The sequence below is a fragment of the Bacillus sp. RO2 genome, assembly GCF_012911845.1.
Classification (GTDB): Bacteria; Bacillota; Bacilli; order Bacillales; family Bacillaceae_I; genus Sutcliffiella_A.
Window position 1 is genome coordinate 1 of sequence record NZ_JAAXCU010000015.1, and the last position, 13,724, is coordinate 13,724.

Sequence of the window (13,724 nt, forward strand, 5' to 3'; positions counted from 1 at the left end):
GGCTTCGCTTTCCTAGGGGCACTGCTGGAGCCTCCTCGGCTACGCCTGCGGGGTCTCCACCTAGCGCTATCTCCCTCAGGAGTCTTCGCCTTTTGCTCCAATCATCTGCTAACTATCTATTCATATCCTCTTAATTCAGGGCAGTTTTTAGTCTTAGGAGGCCTTCTTGCAAGGTTGCTCTTGTGCATGCGACATTCATGCGCAGAAAGCCGTTTCCTTCTTTGCCGAACTTGCTTCCGGACTCAAGGGCAAGCTTTCCTTTATGAAGCAGGCGGTGCTTTAGTTCTTCCTCTTCTAAACCTAGCTTCCTGCAATCGATCCAGAGCAGGTAAGTCCCTTCCGGCTTGCTTGCGTTTAAATCAGGAATCTCTTTGTGAATATACTCCACAGCATAATCCATGTTGTCTTCTATATATTGCAATACTTCGTCAAGCCACGGACCCCCATGCCTGTAAGCTGCTACCATTGCAGAGACACCTAGCATGTTCAACAAGAAATGGCCCTGCTTTTTTAAGTAAAAGTCCAATTTTTCACGGAGCGTTTGGTTTGAAGTGATCATTGCGGCAGCCTGTAATCCAGCAATGTTAAAGGTTTTGGTCGGAGCAATACAAGTAACAGTCTGCATAGCAATGTCTTCAGAAATAGATGCAATGGGATAATACGTGTGATTATTAAATGCTAGATCAGCATGTATGTCATCGGAAACGATGATTACATTGTGCTTTACACAAAGATTCCCAAGCTTCTCTAATTCCTCCCGAGACCAAACTGTGCCACCTGGGTTATGAGGATTGCATAATAAGAGAAGCTTTACCTCTCCATCTAGTTGTTCTTCAAAGTGATGAAGGTCCATATGATACCGGCCATCTCTATATTCCATAGGACTAGTAATTAATTTCCGGTCATTATATGTAACCATGTCATAAAAAGGATAATAGACAGGAGAAAAAACTATAACCTTGTCTCCTGCGTTTGAAAAGGTTTGGATGGTCGCGCTCAATGCTGGAACTACACCCGAAATATAGGTGAGCCATTCTTGTTTAAGCTTCCAGTTGTGTTGTTTTTGAAACCAGCTTACAACGGCATCGTTCACAGATGAAGAAATGGAAGTGTAACCGTAAATTCCATGTTGCGCCTTCTCCATAATTGCTTGGGTTACCTCAATTGGCGCCTGAAAGTCCATGTCAGCCACCCACATTGGCAATACATCACTACTTCCGAAAACCCGAACTGTTTCATCCCATTTGACACTGGAAGTATTTTTTCTGTTGATGTGTTTATTGAAATCATAGGTTTTCATAAATGTTCATCGCCTCCAATCAATTCGACTTGAGTCTACTAAACAATTTCCAAAAAACAAGGTATAATATGCAGTAAATGTTGTTGAAAGCAAGGTGGAAATATCATGATAAAAGCAAGTGTGAATGTTCGATTAATGGAAAACTTACTGCAATGGGATCCACTAGGCTATGGTGTTGATGCCTACGATACAGAATGTGTGGATGTTGTTCAAGCAGTGCATGAACTTGATGATACAGAAATATTAGCAAAAAAAATCCAAGATATTTATGAATTTTCTTTTGAGGAATTTATTCCCTTATCCAAATGCAAAGAAAAGGCGATAGAGCTATTGGTCATTAAAAACGAAGAGGATTCTTGTTCTATATAATAAGCCTTTGTTTGTTAATTGTCATGAAAATAAGCTCCTCATAAAAAGGAGAAAAGCCGGTTAGAGCTTTTCTCCTTTTTTATGGAGAGGTTTGCAGAAAGTCCAAAATATTATCATGCACATCTTGCGGCTTTTCCTCAGGGAGTAGGTGACCGGTTTTTTTATAGGTGATTAACCGGGAGTTTGGCAAGTCTTTATGAAGTCTCTTTCCGACCTCAAGAGGAACTACTTTATCCTCTTCCCCCCAAATCAATAGGCTTGGTGTTTCGATCTTTCTTAATATTTCGGCAGCAAGGTCGCCTTCCCGATCGCGGATCATCCTCGTTAATGCTACAAAAATTTGGTCATCATAAAAAGGTTCTGTATATCCTGCAATCATCTCGTCATCAATTAATGAATGATCATACACCACGTTCAATAAGTTTTGGATAGGGCCTTGTCTTGCTAGCCAATATTTTAACCATACATAGAAGTATGGAATGCGTGATGAATAAACAATGGATCTGCGCATTCTTTTTAAATAACCTGAGCTACACAACAGGACCACTTTTTCAACGAGTTCAGGTTTCTGATTACTGATGTTTAAGGATATCTGTCCACCCATTGAATGTCCAATTAACACAGTACGATTAATCCCTAGCTTTTCAAGAAGGGATATCACGACTTTTGCCATGTTTTCATAGGAATACACGAATTCTTTGGATTTTCCGCTTTTTCCAAATGGTGGTAAATCAATAGCGAGAACCGTGTATTCTTTTGTCAGCAATGGGATTAAGCGGCGAAAGCTGAAGGATGACGAAAGAAACCCATGGATAAGGACAAGTGTTGGTTTATTGATAAAGGGGGAGTTAGAGTCATAGTGAAATTCATAAAACACATTGATCCCCCCAATATTGGTTGTGAATTGATTGGTGTTCATCTTTGTCACTCCTGGTTTGAATTGTTATAGGTATTTTATCCTCTCCTTGCTATTTCAAACCTTTGTATTTTCTTGAATATGTTCTGTAAAATAATCGTAATACATTTAGGCGGAATATTTGCTATAATGAGTCAATGTTTATATGAAGGAGATGGGATGAGCGTATGCAATTAACAGAAAAAGAATTGGAATTGCTTCAAATCATTGAAGAAAACGGAAGGATCCATATAGATGTTCTATCCAAAATGGTGGAACTAACAGAAGAAGAAACAGATAGTATGTTAAAAAGGTTGGAAGAAAAACGAGTCATCGTGGAATATGGGGCAGTGATTGATTGGCGCAAGGTTGACAATTTTGAAGGTGTGACGGCGATGATTGACGTGAAAGTGACACCAAAGCGTGAGGTAGGTTTCGATGAAATTGCAAAAAATATATACCGGTTTCCAGAAGTCAAATCAGTTTATTTAATGTCGGGAGCATATGATTTATCAGTCGTAATTGAAGGAAAGTCACTTTCTCAGGTTGCAAATTTTGTTTCTGAAAAACTCTCTACCTTAGACTCGGTTATTTCGACGACTACCCATTTTATCTTAAAAAAATATAAACATGATGGAACGATTTTTGATCAGGGAGAAGATGATCGTCGAATTGTGGTGTCACCATGAGAAACAGAGTTGCAAAACATGTTCAAAACCTTCAGCCTTCTGGGATTCGTCGATTTTTCGATTTAGCTGCGAATATGGAAGGTGTTATCTCCTTAGGAGTGGGTGAACCAGACTTCGTAACATCGTGGGGCGTGAGGGAAGCCTGCATTGCTTCTTTACATAATGGACATACGTCCTATACAGCAAATGCAGGATTGCTGGAATTAAGAAAAGAAATCAGCCGTTATTTAGTCGAACAATTTGAAGTAGAGTACAGAGCTGAAACCGACGTAATTGTCACAGTGGGAGCAAGTCAAGCGTTGGATTTATCGATACGCGCAATTGTTGACCCTGGTGATGAAGTGATTGTGATTGAGCCGTGTTTCGTTTCATACGCCCCCCTCATTGAATTAGTTGGAGGCACTGCGGTTAGAGTAGGAGCAGATGCAGAGAGAGGATTCAGTATCGACTTTCATGAATTAGAACAGGCAATTACTGACAGAACGAAGGCAATACTTCTTTGTTTTCCAAACAATCCCACTGGTACAATGCTTTCAAAAGAAGAACTCATGGAAGTAAGTAAACTTGTTGAAAAACATGATTTGCTTGTTTTATCAGATGAAATTTATGCCGAGCTTAGTTTTGACGAAAAGTTTACCAGTTTCGCTACTCTTCCTGGAATGAAGGAACGCACCATCCTAATATCAGGTTTCTCAAAAGGCTTTGCAATGACCGGTTGGCGATTAGGATTTGTAGCTGGTCCCACCGACATTATTGAAGCCATGCTCAAAATCCATCAGTATGCAATGATGTGTGCTTCTACTATGGCACAATATGGCGCCATCGAAGCGTTAAGAAATGGTCGTCAGGATATTGAAGCAATGAAAAAGAGTTATCGTAGACGGCGCAATTATTTTGTGTCTTCTCTAAATGAGATTGGACTTGATTGTCACAATCCTGGGGGTGCATTTTATGCCTTCCCATCTGTAAAGCTTACTGGACTCAGCTCTCAGGAATTTGCAGAAAGATTATTGTTAGAGGAAAAAGTGGCAGTGGTACCAGGAAATGTTTTTGGAAAAAGCGGAGAAGGATATGTGAGATGCTCATACGCATCGTCTTTGGAACAGCTACAAGAAGCGATTAAAAGGATGGAGCGATTTTTAAAAAAGTATCGCTAGTACAAAAAAGGGACCAAGTCCAACGTGGACTTGGTCCTAACAAAAGGGGGAATACTAGAAAGCCTTGATGGTATAAGTATTCCCATCTAAATTATTTTTAAAACCTGATTTTTAGAAAATTCTTTATTGAGTGCTATATTTTTTTTCGTACAATACTTGCATTACATTTAAGAAGTCTTCATCCGAATAATCTTTGGCTTTTCTGAGAATCAACTTGGCTCTTTTAACCCCTACCTCTTTGATTAGTTCCTCTAGTTCTGGATCTAGACCTGTAGAATTTTTGGAAGTAAAGGATTCTAGTAGTTCAGAAGCAGGTACATCTAAAACCGTAGAAATTTTTAGGATGGTTTGCATGTCCGGTGTTTGTAGGCCAGCTTCATACTTTTCAATGGTTCCGGTCCCCACGCGAATTTTTAGTGCAAGCTCGGCAGCGGTCATTTTTGCATCTTCCCGATAAAAACGAATGTTTTCCCCAATATTTCTCATTCCGATTACCTCCAATGTAAGCAATTTCTTACTTTTATCATACCATGATTAATCTAAAGAAAGTTTGAACATATTTTTACTCTTTCATCATTAGCTTATAAATTTTTTACGGAATTTATGAACATATGGTTATTTTCTTCATTCAAAGGATATTAGTGACCAAATGCACAAATAATACGGAGGACTCCAACTATCAAAAAAAGTATTTTTGATTAAGTATCGAATTTGTGGTATAATCTTTTATTGCGTTCAATGTGTATAAAAATAAATTATTTAGGAGTGTTTTCATGTCTGATAAATTCGAAATTGGAAGTGTATTAACTGGTAAAGTAACGGGTATTCAACCTTACGGAGCGTTCGTTGCGCTTGACGAAGAAACTCAAGGTCTTGTTCATATTTCTGAAATTACGCACGGTTATGTGAAAGATGTAAACGAACATTTGAAAATGGGCGATGAGGTTCAAGTAAAGGTTCTTTCTGTTGACGAAAAGTCTAACAAAATCAGCTTGTCTATCAAAGCTACTCAAGAAGCGCCTGCTGAAGCTCCAGCAGCTGCACAAAGAAAGCCTAAGAAGCGTCAAGCTACTGTAGTGAAAAACCACACTGAAGAGGCTCCTGGTGGTTTCAACACGCTTAAAGACAAATTAGAAGAGTGGATTGAGCAATCCAACCGTAACGATCTAATCAAGAAGTAATTTTGATTAAGTAAGAGAGACATCCTGTGAGGGGTGTCTTTTTTTAATGATGATTATATGTAGAAGTAATACGGTTGTTTTTCGTTCCATGCGCTTCGCTTGCGTGCGGGCGGTCCGCGAGCTCCTAAGGCTTCTCATTCCGGGGTCTCACCATTCCCTTCTTCCACGGTCGGCTACGCGCCTTCCACTACAATCAACAATCAACTGACCGAGATAACTGAATAAGCATTACATATGGTCTACGTAAATTTCAGCTGTGGATTGGAGCAAATGGCGGAGACTCCAGCGGGGGAATAACGGTAGGTTGAGACCCATGAAGCGTTGTGAGGAGGCTCAAGCACCGTCCCGCGGAAAGCGAAGCCATTTGCGGAAAGGAACAGCGGTGAATAACCAAACAACTAAGAATTCTATCTAATTATCTCGCATACCGAATTATCACAATAACCCATAAAAAGTCACAATATCCACGAAAAAAGTTAGAATCAACCTCCGAATAGTTACAATACCCTCGAAATTAGTTAGAATCAACCTCCGAAAAGTTACAATACTCTCCCATGTGCCACAACTTTGCTAAAAAAATGAAAACCGCCACTGTGAGGGAGGCGGTTTTTAAGGTTATTATCGAGTTGTTCTTGGTTCAACTTCTCTTTCATGCTGCTCAGATGGCACGAAAAGAAGTCCTAGGTTGATCAGTCCGGCAATTCCCACTAGACCGTATATGATTCGGGACAAGGCTGCGCTTTGACCGCCAAAGATTGCTGCTACTAGATCAAATTGGAAGAATCCGATCAAACCCCAGTTAATAGCTCCAACAATAGTCAATACTAGTGCAATACGTTGAATAGTACTCATAACATTCCCTCCTTGAGAATATAAGTGCTTTCCCTCATATATTTTGTAACTGAACAGAAATTATTCATTGATAAAATTTTTTTGTTGAAGCATGATAACGGTGGGCAATCACGGTCTTGAAGCTAAATCTTTGCAAGCAATCAAAAAATCATCCATAATCATGGCAAAAGGGAGGTAATAGTAATGGAGAATTTTACTTTTTATAATCCAACAAAGCTACTATTCGGGAAAGGGCAACTTGAAACATTGCCACAAGAAATGGAGGCATACGGCAAGAATGTTCTCCTTGTTTATGGTGGAGGAAGCATTAAAAGAAGCGGGCTTTATGATAATGTGATAAGTACTTTACATAAAGCAGGTGCAACCATAACGGAGCTTGCAGGTGTGGAACCTAACCCTAGATTATCCACAGTCAGAAAAGGTATTGAGCTTTGTAAAGAAAATCAAATTGATTTCCTTCTAGCAGTCGGTGGAGGCAGTGTAATCGATTGTACGAAAGCAATCGCTGCAGGTGCCAAGTATGATGGCGATGTATGGGATATTGTACTAAGAAAACATATTGCTACAGAAGCTCTGCCTTTTGGAACAGTATTGACTCTCGCTGCAACTGGCTCTGAGATGAATGCAGGCTCGGTTATTACAAATTGGGAAACGAATGAGAAATATGGTTGGGGAAGTCCTGTGACATTCCCGAAGTTTTCTATTCTAGACCCAGTTAATACATTTACTGTTCCAAAAGATCACACTGTTTATGGTATTGTTGACATGATGTCACATGTGTTAGAGCAGTATTTTCATCAGACAACCAATACACCACTGCAAGATCGTATGTGTGAAGCGGTTCTAACTACCGTGATGGAAAAGGCTCCCAAGCTTTTAGAAGATCTGGAAAGCTATGAACACCGCGAAACAATACTGTTTAATGGAACTATCGCGCTTAATGGTATGCTGCAGATGGGCTATCGTGGGGATTGGGCGACTCATGGCATTGAGCATGCTGTTTCTGCAATCTATGATATTCCGCATGCAGGTGGATTGGCTATTCTGTTCCCAAATTGGATGGAGCATGTAATGGATGCAAATCTTGGCCGATTTAAGCAGTTGGCTGTAAGAGTGTTTGGCGTGCAGGACAATGGCTCATCTGACAAGGAAATAGCTTTAGAGGGCATCCGCAGACTACGCGAATTCTGGTCAAGCCTTGGAGCTCCAACAAGATTAGCCGATTATGATATTGATGGTAAGAACATTAACAAAATGGCTGAGCATGTTATGTCACGAGGTGCAGTGGGGAACTTTAAATCACTTTCACATGAAGATGTCACTTCTATCTTGAAAGCATCTCTATAAAATAAAACTGGCCGAACCTGATACGGTTCGGCCAGTTTTTTTGTTTATGCTTCAGTATGGACTTTTTGTCTTTTTTCTACTTCTTTCTTCGGTTCATGTCGCGCTTTAGTCTTTAAATCATCCTTGACCGACTTTTCCCATAGCGGGACGTCTGTATAATAGGCCGCTCTTGAAATGAGATGACCTGCAACAGGGGCTGTAATAAAGACAAACACTATTCCTAGTACCAATCGAGCACTAAAGTAATTATCTGCAATCCAGAAATACAATAAGGCAGCAACAAGAATCAACAAGACACCGAGTGTGGCGCTTTTAGAGGCTGCGTGACTGCGGGTATAAACATCTGGTAGTCTGATTAAGCCAATGGTCGTTACTAAGCTTAGAAGAGAACCTAGCAGTACGACAACTCCAATGAATATGCTAATTGTCTCTGTCATACTCGATTATCTCTCCTTTTTGAAGAAATTTAGAAAACGCAACCGTTCCTACAAAAGCAATCACACCTATTAGAAGAATTACTTCTAAAAATGCATCAGTTTTTAACATGATGGACGTGATGGCTGTTATGGCAATCAGATTGATACCAATGGAATCTAATGCCATGACACGGTCCGGAACAGAAGGGCCCTTCACAACCCGATATACGAGGCCTAAAGTTGCGATGGAAATGATAATTAAGCTGATAGATAGCAATAGATCCAATGTGCTTTCAATCATTTAACGGGTCACCTCCATGATAGCTTTTTCAAAGGTGTTTTTTATTTCTGCAATTGCCTGATTTGTATCCGGAATATTCATGGCATGGATATAAAGAATCTTATTGTCATCAGACACATCCATTACCAAAGTACCTGGAGTTAAGGTGATCAACAGGGAAAGTAACGTAATTTCCCAATCGCTTTTAAGCTCTGTCGGCATTGCGAAAATCCCGGGTTCAATTTTTAATTTAGGTCGTAGGATATCCCGTATTACTTGAACGTTTGCAAGAACAAGTTCCTTTAAAAACAGGAAAAATAGTCGTCCGGCTGCCAGCACTCGTTCAAAATAAAACCTGCCAGGAAGAAATTTTCTCATTAAAAATAAGATAACAAGCCCCCAAAAGAATCCAATGATGAAGTCGGGGAAGGTCCATTGATTTTTAAGAAACATCCAACTGAATGCAATAACTACATTGATTAAAATTTGAAAAGCCATGTGAAACTACTCCTTTAAAACTGCTTGGATATAGATGGATGGATCCATCAATGTTTCTGCCGCCTCAAAAACGTATGGATATACAAATTCTGCCCCAAGACCAAGGAAAGCAGAGAGTGCAATTAAAATGACTGAAGGATAGACAAGGCCTCTGGTTGAACCTTTTTCTTCTTTTGAACTTAACACTTCTTCCCTAAAGAAACAGTTCATGAATATCTTCATAACGGAATACAATACCAGCAAACTACTGAAAAGCATGACTCCTACGAAAATATAATGTTCCTGTTCTAGACCGCCTTGAACTAGTAGAATTTTCCCGACGAAACCACTTAGTGGGGGAATGCCGGCAAGTGCAAGACATGCTGTGAAGAACATCCATCCTAACAGGGGATGACGTTTAATCAATCCACCCATTTTCTTAATATTATCTGTTCCTGTGATGGTAAACATTGCTCCCGCTAGTAAGAACAGAGCACCTTTGATCACCATATCGTGAACAAGGTAATAAATGCCACCTGCATAACCTGTTTCTGTAGCGATGGAGATCCCATAAATGATTACACCAACCGCTGTTACAATATTGTAAATCAGTATTTTCTTAACGTCCCAGTATGCTATTGCGCCGATAGCACCTATAAGAATGGTGATAATGGCTAATGCTGCAATAATTTGATGGGTAATTTGAGGCTCATGGTAAAAAATCAACGTGAATATTCGATAAATGGAATATACCCCGACTTTTGTTAACAAAGCACCAAATATTGCAGTTATCGCGTATGGGGGTGCTTGATAGGAGCCTGGTAGCCAAAAGTATAATGGAAAGATGCCGCCTTTTAATCCAAAAACGATTAAGAAAAGGATAGCCACTACTGTCACGATGTCTGTTTGCCCTGACTGTGCAATTTTATCCGAAACATCTGCCATATTCAGTGTGCCGACTAATCCGTATAGATATGCTAGTGCTATAACGAATAAGGCGGAAGAAATAATGTTTACCAATAGATATTTGATAGACTCTCTAAGCTGTATTCGAGTTCCTCCTAATACTATCAATGCATAGGAAGACATGAGCATGACCTCAAAGAATACAAACAAGTTGAACAGGTCGCCCGTAAGAAAAGCCCCCATGACACCTGTAATTAAAAACTGGGTAAAGGAATAAAAGAAAAAGTTCTCTCTGCCCTTGCCGATATTACGAAAGGAAAAGAGGACGCAAGTGAAACTTACAATCACTCCAGTTAGTACGAGAAGAGCGGCAAACATGTCCGCAACGAGCACAATACCAAATGGTGGTTTCCAACTTCCTATTTCTAATGTTTGAATGCCATCGCGATATACAGTATGGACAAGAACCATCGCTGCAATCGTTGTAAATGTTAACGAAATGACACTGATCACTTTTTGAAGCTTAACGTTTTTAGGTATGAGCAATAATAGTGTTGCTGTTATTAAAGGGATCAGTATCGGTAATATAACTAAGTTATTCATTATTTTCATTTCCCCTTAATTGATCCATATCATCGGTTTTTAGTTCCTGATAAGCTCTATAAGCAAGAACTAATAAGAAGGAAGTGACACCAAATGCAATAACGATTGCCGTTAGAATTAATGCTTGTGGCAACGGATCTGTATAAGCATCTGCTTCTTGGCCAAGTAAAGGTGCAGCTCCTCTTTTTAATCCCCCCATGGTCAATAACAACAAATGGGCTCCGTGGGATAATAGTGCTGTTCCAATAATAATTCTTAAAATACTTCGGGATAACATTAGGTAAGTAGCGGTTGCAATTAAAACACCCGCTACAATAGTCATAATAATCTCCATTATTCACTCTCCCCTATCGTTTGAATAATGGTCATTGCAACACCTACTACTACTAAATAAACACCCAAATCAAACGGTAGAGTAGAAGTTAACGCAGTTTTCCCTAGCAATGGTAGCTCTACATATCCAAAGGTATGCGTTAAAAAAGGTACATCAAAGAAAAGAGCAATGACCCCTGTGATGATGGATATCATCAAACCCGCTGCTGCAACAGAAAGATAGTTGAATGGGAGCGCATTTTGTACTGTTTTTTTATCAAAAGCAAGTAAAAGCAGCACTAGAGCAGCTGATGTCATCAATCCTCCTATAAATCCTCCGCCTGGAGTGTAATGTCCGGCAAAAAATAGATAGACAGAGAAGATTACGATGATAAACGTTAAAAGGGTAGTAGTGGTTTGTAAAATCAAATCATTTACTTTCACCCTTTACTCCTCCCTTCTTATCTGTAAGTCTTAGCTTGATCATGGCGTAAATACCAAAAGCAGCTATAGTAAGTACAGCAATTTCAAATAAAGTATCAAAGCCACGGAAATCAACGAGTATTACGTTTACCATGTTCTTTCCACCAGCCTCTTTATAGGAAGCAGCCTCAAAATAACTAGAAATGGATTCAAAAAGCTTCGAGCTATTAACGGAAAGACCGATAAAGATGACCACAAGACCAACACCTAAAGAAATAATGAAATTTGTCACTTTAAAGCGAAGTTTGTCCATTTTCTTTGATAGCTCGGGAAGGTGATAGAAACATAATAAGAACAGTGCTACCGAAACTGTTTCGACTATTAACTGCGTTAATGCCAAATCCGGTGCTCTAAACAAAACGAAAAACAGGGAAATGGAATATCCCACTGCACCGAGCGCAATGATAGCCGCTAGTCTGGATTTTACAAATAGTATGGTAACAGCTGAAATGACCATCACAAGAGCTAAAATCACTTCGTAAATACCAGCAGGTGCTACGTTCGTTAGATTCACATTAAATGCATCGGTGGAAAATAGAAGAACTCCTAATAACACAATCATGAAAGCGAAAATCATTACAAGGTAGTCACGGATAAAACCGGTCATGTGCGACTTAGTAAATGCAGAAGCACCCCTATCTAATGCTACTAACCCACCGTCATACAATTTGTTAAGTGTAAGTCTTTGGGGAAACCACTCGTAGATTTTCCCCCACTTCGCAACGGTAAGGTAGAGAAGAACCCCTACCAAAATGACTCCAATCGTCATAAACAGTTCTGTATTAAAGCCATGCCAATGATATATTTTCACTTCCACCGATAAAACATTTGATGGAAGAATAGAATATAGTGCAGGTTCGATAACCCCTTTTAACAACATTGGGAAGAAACCGAAGATAACAACTAAAGAAGCCAAGATGATCGGCGGAATAAGCATGCCAATCGGTGCTTCATGCGGTTTTTTGTCCAGCTTTTCAGGCTGGTATTTTCCTGTAAAAGTTTTGAAAACTAAGATCATGCTATAGATAAATGTGAATACACTTGCAATCCAAGCAAGTACCGGAAAAATCATACCGAGCGTTTCCATATTCCAAGCACTGATCTCCGATGCCTGCAACATGCCCGTAAAGAACATCTCTTTACTCAAGAACCCGTTGAAAGGAGGTAAACCAGCCATAGAGAATGCTCCAATTATAGCCAGAGTAAAAGTAATTGGCATCAGGTTCATCAGACCGCCGAGCTTTCTAATATCTCTAGTGCCCGTTTCGTGATCGACAATTCCCACAACCATGAAAAGGCTTCCTTTAAAGGTTGCATGGTTAATCAAGTGGAACACCGCTGCAAGGGTGGCAATTGTATAAGCATTTTCCCCAATGTAGTCATAATATGCTGCTGCACTTCCTACTCCAAGTAAGGACATAATCAATCCTAATTGACTGACAGTGGAGAAAGCTAATATTGCTTTCAAGTCAGTTTGCTTGACTGCTGAGAATGAACCCCAGAATAATGTGGCTATACCGAATCCAGATACAAGCCAAAACCATTCTGGTGCACCAGCAAAGACAGGACTCATACGTGCTACAAGATAAATCCCTGCCTTAACCATGGTAGCAGAATGAAGATATGCACTCACAGGTGTTGGTGCTTCCATTGCGTCCGGTAACCAAATATGGAATGGAAATTGTGCTGATTTCGTGAAGGCACCAAGCAAGAACAAAAGAAGTGCCGGTACAAATAGTTCATGACTAGTGATAAGGTCTACATTCGCGATGTTTTCTCGAATGCTGAACGTACCAGTCATTAAGTATAAGAGGATGATTCCAGCGAGCATAGCTAGTCCACCAAACACTGTGATCAACATCGATTTCTGTGCCCCATAGCGAGACTTCTCGCGATGGTACCAGTAACTGATTAACAGGAAGGAAGATATACTAGTCAACTCCCAGAAGGAATACATAACAAGTAGGTTGTCAGAGAGTACAACACCTAGCATCGCACCCATAAACATGAGTAAATAAACATAAAACGTATTTAGCGCTTCTTTCTCTTTGGAAAGATAATAAATTGAATATAAAACGACCATGGCGCCAATACCTGTGATTAACAGAGCAAAAAGCAAGCCTAGCCCATCTAAATAAACAACAAAATCTATCCCAATGGAAGGAATCCATTTCATGGTGCTTGTGTACGTTTCCCCGTTCATGGTGGTGCTTAAGAATTGGAGAAAGTAAATGAACAAAACGAGTGGCAAGACAAGTACAAACCACCCTGTATGTATGCTTTTAAAGTACTTATGCGCAAAAGGCACAAGAATCGCCAACAAAAAAGGCGATAGAATCACTAAATGAATCAGTGACAAGACACAAACCTCCTCTGTTTCTTCTATAAATAATAGTATTCCCTTCTAAACATAAGAAAACAACGCCAAATACCATTTTTTTCTAAGGTATTGTCACC

At 39.8% G+C, this 13,724-nt stretch carries 16 protein-coding genes; 5 read left to right on the forward strand and 11 right to left on the reverse strand.

Annotated features, from left to right (window positions below):
* Nucleotides 1–130: 130 nt before the first annotated feature.
* Nucleotides 131–1,300 carry a MalY/PatB family protein gene (locus HF078_RS01615; RefSeq protein ID WP_169289576.1) on the reverse strand — a complete coding sequence of 390 codons (1,170 nt, stop codon included), beginning with the start codon at nt 1,298–1,300 and terminating at the stop codon, nt 131–133.
* 105 nt (nt 1,301–1,405) lie between these two features.
* On the opposite strand from HF078_RS01615, the gene HF078_RS01620 reads away from it, so the two are divergent.
* On the forward strand, nt 1,406–1,669 hold the full coding sequence (locus HF078_RS01620) for a DUF1871 family protein (protein WP_169289577.1): 264 nt from the start codon (nt 1,406–1,408) through the stop codon (nt 1,667–1,669).
* A gap of 79 nt (nt 1,670–1,748) precedes the next feature.
* Here HF078_RS01620 and HF078_RS01625 read toward each other — a convergent pair whose 3' ends face one another.
* Nucleotides 1,749–2,588, reverse strand: coding sequence for an alpha/beta fold hydrolase (locus HF078_RS01625; RefSeq protein WP_169289578.1), 840 nt, complete (start codon nt 2,586–2,588; stop codon nt 1,749–1,751).
* A 164-nt stretch (nt 2,589–2,752) separates the two neighbouring features.
* On the opposite strand from HF078_RS01625, the gene HF078_RS01630 reads away from it, so the two are divergent.
* Both HF078_RS01630 and HF078_RS01635 read left to right on the forward strand, forming a co-directional pair.
* Complete coding sequence (locus HF078_RS01630) at nt 2,753–3,253, forward strand: Lrp/AsnC family transcriptional regulator (protein WP_169289579.1); 501 nt, start codon at nt 2,753–2,755, stop codon at nt 3,251–3,253.
* A complete protein-coding gene (locus HF078_RS01635; protein WP_169289580.1) occupies nt 3,250–4,410 on the forward strand; it encodes an aminotransferase in 1,161 nt (386 codons plus the stop codon). The genes HF078_RS01630 and HF078_RS01635 overlap by 4 nt, the downstream gene beginning before the upstream one ends.
* A 123-nt stretch (nt 4,411–4,533) precedes the next feature.
* Here HF078_RS01635 and HF078_RS01640 read toward each other — a convergent pair whose 3' ends face one another.
* Complete coding sequence (locus tag HF078_RS01640) at nt 4,534–4,896, reverse strand: helix-turn-helix domain-containing protein (protein WP_169289581.1); 363 nt, start codon at nt 4,894–4,896, stop codon at nt 4,534–4,536.
* Between the two features lie 287 nt (nt 4,897–5,183).
* On the opposite strand from HF078_RS01640, the gene yugI reads away from it, so the two are divergent.
* Entirely contained in the window at nt 5,184–5,591 is a 408-nt protein-coding gene (yugI, locus tag HF078_RS01645) for a S1 domain-containing post-transcriptional regulator GSP13 (protein ID WP_060665565.1), read from the forward strand.
* 618 nt (nt 5,592–6,209) lie between these two features.
* On the opposite strand, the gene HF078_RS01650 is transcribed toward yugI, so the two are convergent.
* The gene (locus HF078_RS01650) at nt 6,210–6,443 is read right to left on the reverse strand and encodes a DUF378 domain-containing protein (RefSeq protein ID WP_064098762.1); all 234 of its coding nucleotides are present in this window, start codon (nt 6,441–6,443) and stop codon (nt 6,210–6,212) included.
* A gap of 183 nt (nt 6,444–6,626) precedes the next feature.
* Here HF078_RS01650 and HF078_RS01655 point away from each other — a divergent pair, with 183 nt between their 5' ends.
* Nucleotides 6,627–7,790, forward strand: a complete 1,164-nt coding sequence (locus tag HF078_RS01655; protein WP_169289582.1) for an iron-containing alcohol dehydrogenase — start codon at nt 6,627–6,629, stop codon at nt 7,788–7,790.
* A 44-nt stretch (nt 7,791–7,834) separates the two neighbouring features.
* On the opposite strand, the gene mnhG is transcribed toward HF078_RS01655, so the two are convergent.
* The 7 genes from mnhG to HF078_RS01690 are packed head-to-tail and all read right to left on the reverse strand — an operon-like array spanning nt 7,835 to nt 13,626.
* Nucleotides 7,835–8,227: a monovalent cation/H(+) antiporter subunit G gene (gene mnhG, locus HF078_RS01660; protein WP_169289583.1), complete on the reverse strand. Its 393-nt coding sequence runs from the start codon at nt 8,225–8,227 to the stop codon at nt 7,835–7,837.
* On the reverse strand, nt 8,211–8,507 hold the full coding sequence (locus tag HF078_RS01665) for a Na(+)/H(+) antiporter subunit F1 (protein WP_169289584.1): 297 nt from the start codon (nt 8,505–8,507) through the stop codon (nt 8,211–8,213). Before HF078_RS01665 ends, mnhG begins: the two co-directional genes overlap by 17 nt.
* Entirely contained in the window at nt 8,508–8,984 is a 477-nt protein-coding gene (locus tag HF078_RS01670; protein WP_169289585.1) for a Na+/H+ antiporter subunit E, read from the reverse strand.
* 6 nt (nt 8,985–8,990) lie between these two features.
* Nucleotides 8,991–10,472: a Na+/H+ antiporter subunit D gene (locus HF078_RS01675; RefSeq protein WP_169289586.1), complete on the reverse strand. Its 1,482-nt coding sequence runs from the start codon at nt 10,470–10,472 to the stop codon at nt 8,991–8,993.
* Nucleotides 10,465–10,806 (reverse strand): Na(+)/H(+) antiporter subunit C, encoded by a 342-nt coding sequence (locus HF078_RS01680; RefSeq protein ID WP_169289587.1) that lies wholly within the window; start codon nt 10,804–10,806, stop codon nt 10,465–10,467. The genes HF078_RS01675 and HF078_RS01680 overlap by 8 nt, the downstream gene beginning before the upstream one ends.
* Nucleotides 10,806–11,228, reverse strand: a complete 423-nt coding sequence (locus HF078_RS01685) for a Na(+)/H(+) antiporter subunit B (RefSeq protein ID WP_169289588.1) — start codon at nt 11,226–11,228, stop codon at nt 10,806–10,808. Before HF078_RS01685 ends, HF078_RS01680 begins: the two co-directional genes overlap by 1 nt.
* The gene (locus HF078_RS01690) at nt 11,215–13,626 is read right to left on the reverse strand and encodes a Na+/H+ antiporter subunit A (protein ID WP_169289589.1); all 2,412 of its coding nucleotides are present in this window, start codon (nt 13,624–13,626) and stop codon (nt 11,215–11,217) included. Before HF078_RS01690 ends, HF078_RS01685 begins: the two co-directional genes overlap by 14 nt.
* Nucleotides 13,627–13,724: the final 98 nt, after the last annotated feature.

Bases quoted from the DNA above. Each gene is read 5' to 3' on its own strand.
- HF078_RS01615 (WP_169289576.1), bottom strand. From the start codon at position 1,300: ATGAAAACCTATGATTTCAATAAACACATCAACAGAAAAAATACTTCC.
- HF078_RS01620 (WP_169289577.1), top strand. From the start codon at position 1,406: ATGATAAAAGCAAGTGTGAATGTTCGATTAATGGAAAACTTACTGCAA.
- HF078_RS01625 (WP_169289578.1), bottom strand. From the start codon at position 2,588: ATGAACACCAATCAATTCACAACCAATATTGGGGGGATCAATGTGTTT.
- HF078_RS01630 (WP_169289579.1), top strand. From the start codon at position 2,753: ATGCAATTAACAGAAAAAGAATTGGAATTGCTTCAAATCATTGAAGAA.
- HF078_RS01635 (WP_169289580.1), top strand. From the start codon at position 3,250: ATGAGAAACAGAGTTGCAAAACATGTTCAAAACCTTCAGCCTTCTGGG.
- HF078_RS01640 (WP_169289581.1), bottom strand. From the start codon at position 4,896: ATGAGAAATATTGGGGAAAACATTCGTTTTTATCGGGAAGATGCAAAA.
- yugI (WP_060665565.1), top strand. From the start codon at position 5,184: ATGTCTGATAAATTCGAAATTGGAAGTGTATTAACTGGTAAAGTAACG.
- HF078_RS01650 (WP_064098762.1), bottom strand. From the start codon at position 6,443: ATGAGTACTATTCAACGTATTGCACTAGTATTGACTATTGTTGGAGCT.
- HF078_RS01655 (WP_169289582.1), top strand. From the start codon at position 6,627: ATGGAGAATTTTACTTTTTATAATCCAACAAAGCTACTATTCGGGAAA.
- mnhG (WP_169289583.1), bottom strand. From the start codon at position 8,227: ATGACAGAGACAATTAGCATATTCATTGGAGTTGTCGTACTGCTAGGT.
- HF078_RS01665 (WP_169289584.1), bottom strand. From the start codon at position 8,507: ATGATTGAAAGCACATTGGATCTATTGCTATCTATCAGCTTAATTATC.
- HF078_RS01670 (WP_169289585.1), bottom strand. From the start codon at position 8,984: ATGGCTTTTCAAATTTTAATCAATGTAGTTATTGCATTCAGTTGGATG.
- HF078_RS01675 (WP_169289586.1), bottom strand. From the start codon at position 10,472: ATGAATAACTTAGTTATATTACCGATACTGATCCCTTTAATAACAGCA.
- HF078_RS01680 (WP_169289587.1), bottom strand. From the start codon at position 10,806: ATGGAGATTATTATGACTATTGTAGCGGGTGTTTTAATTGCAACCGCT.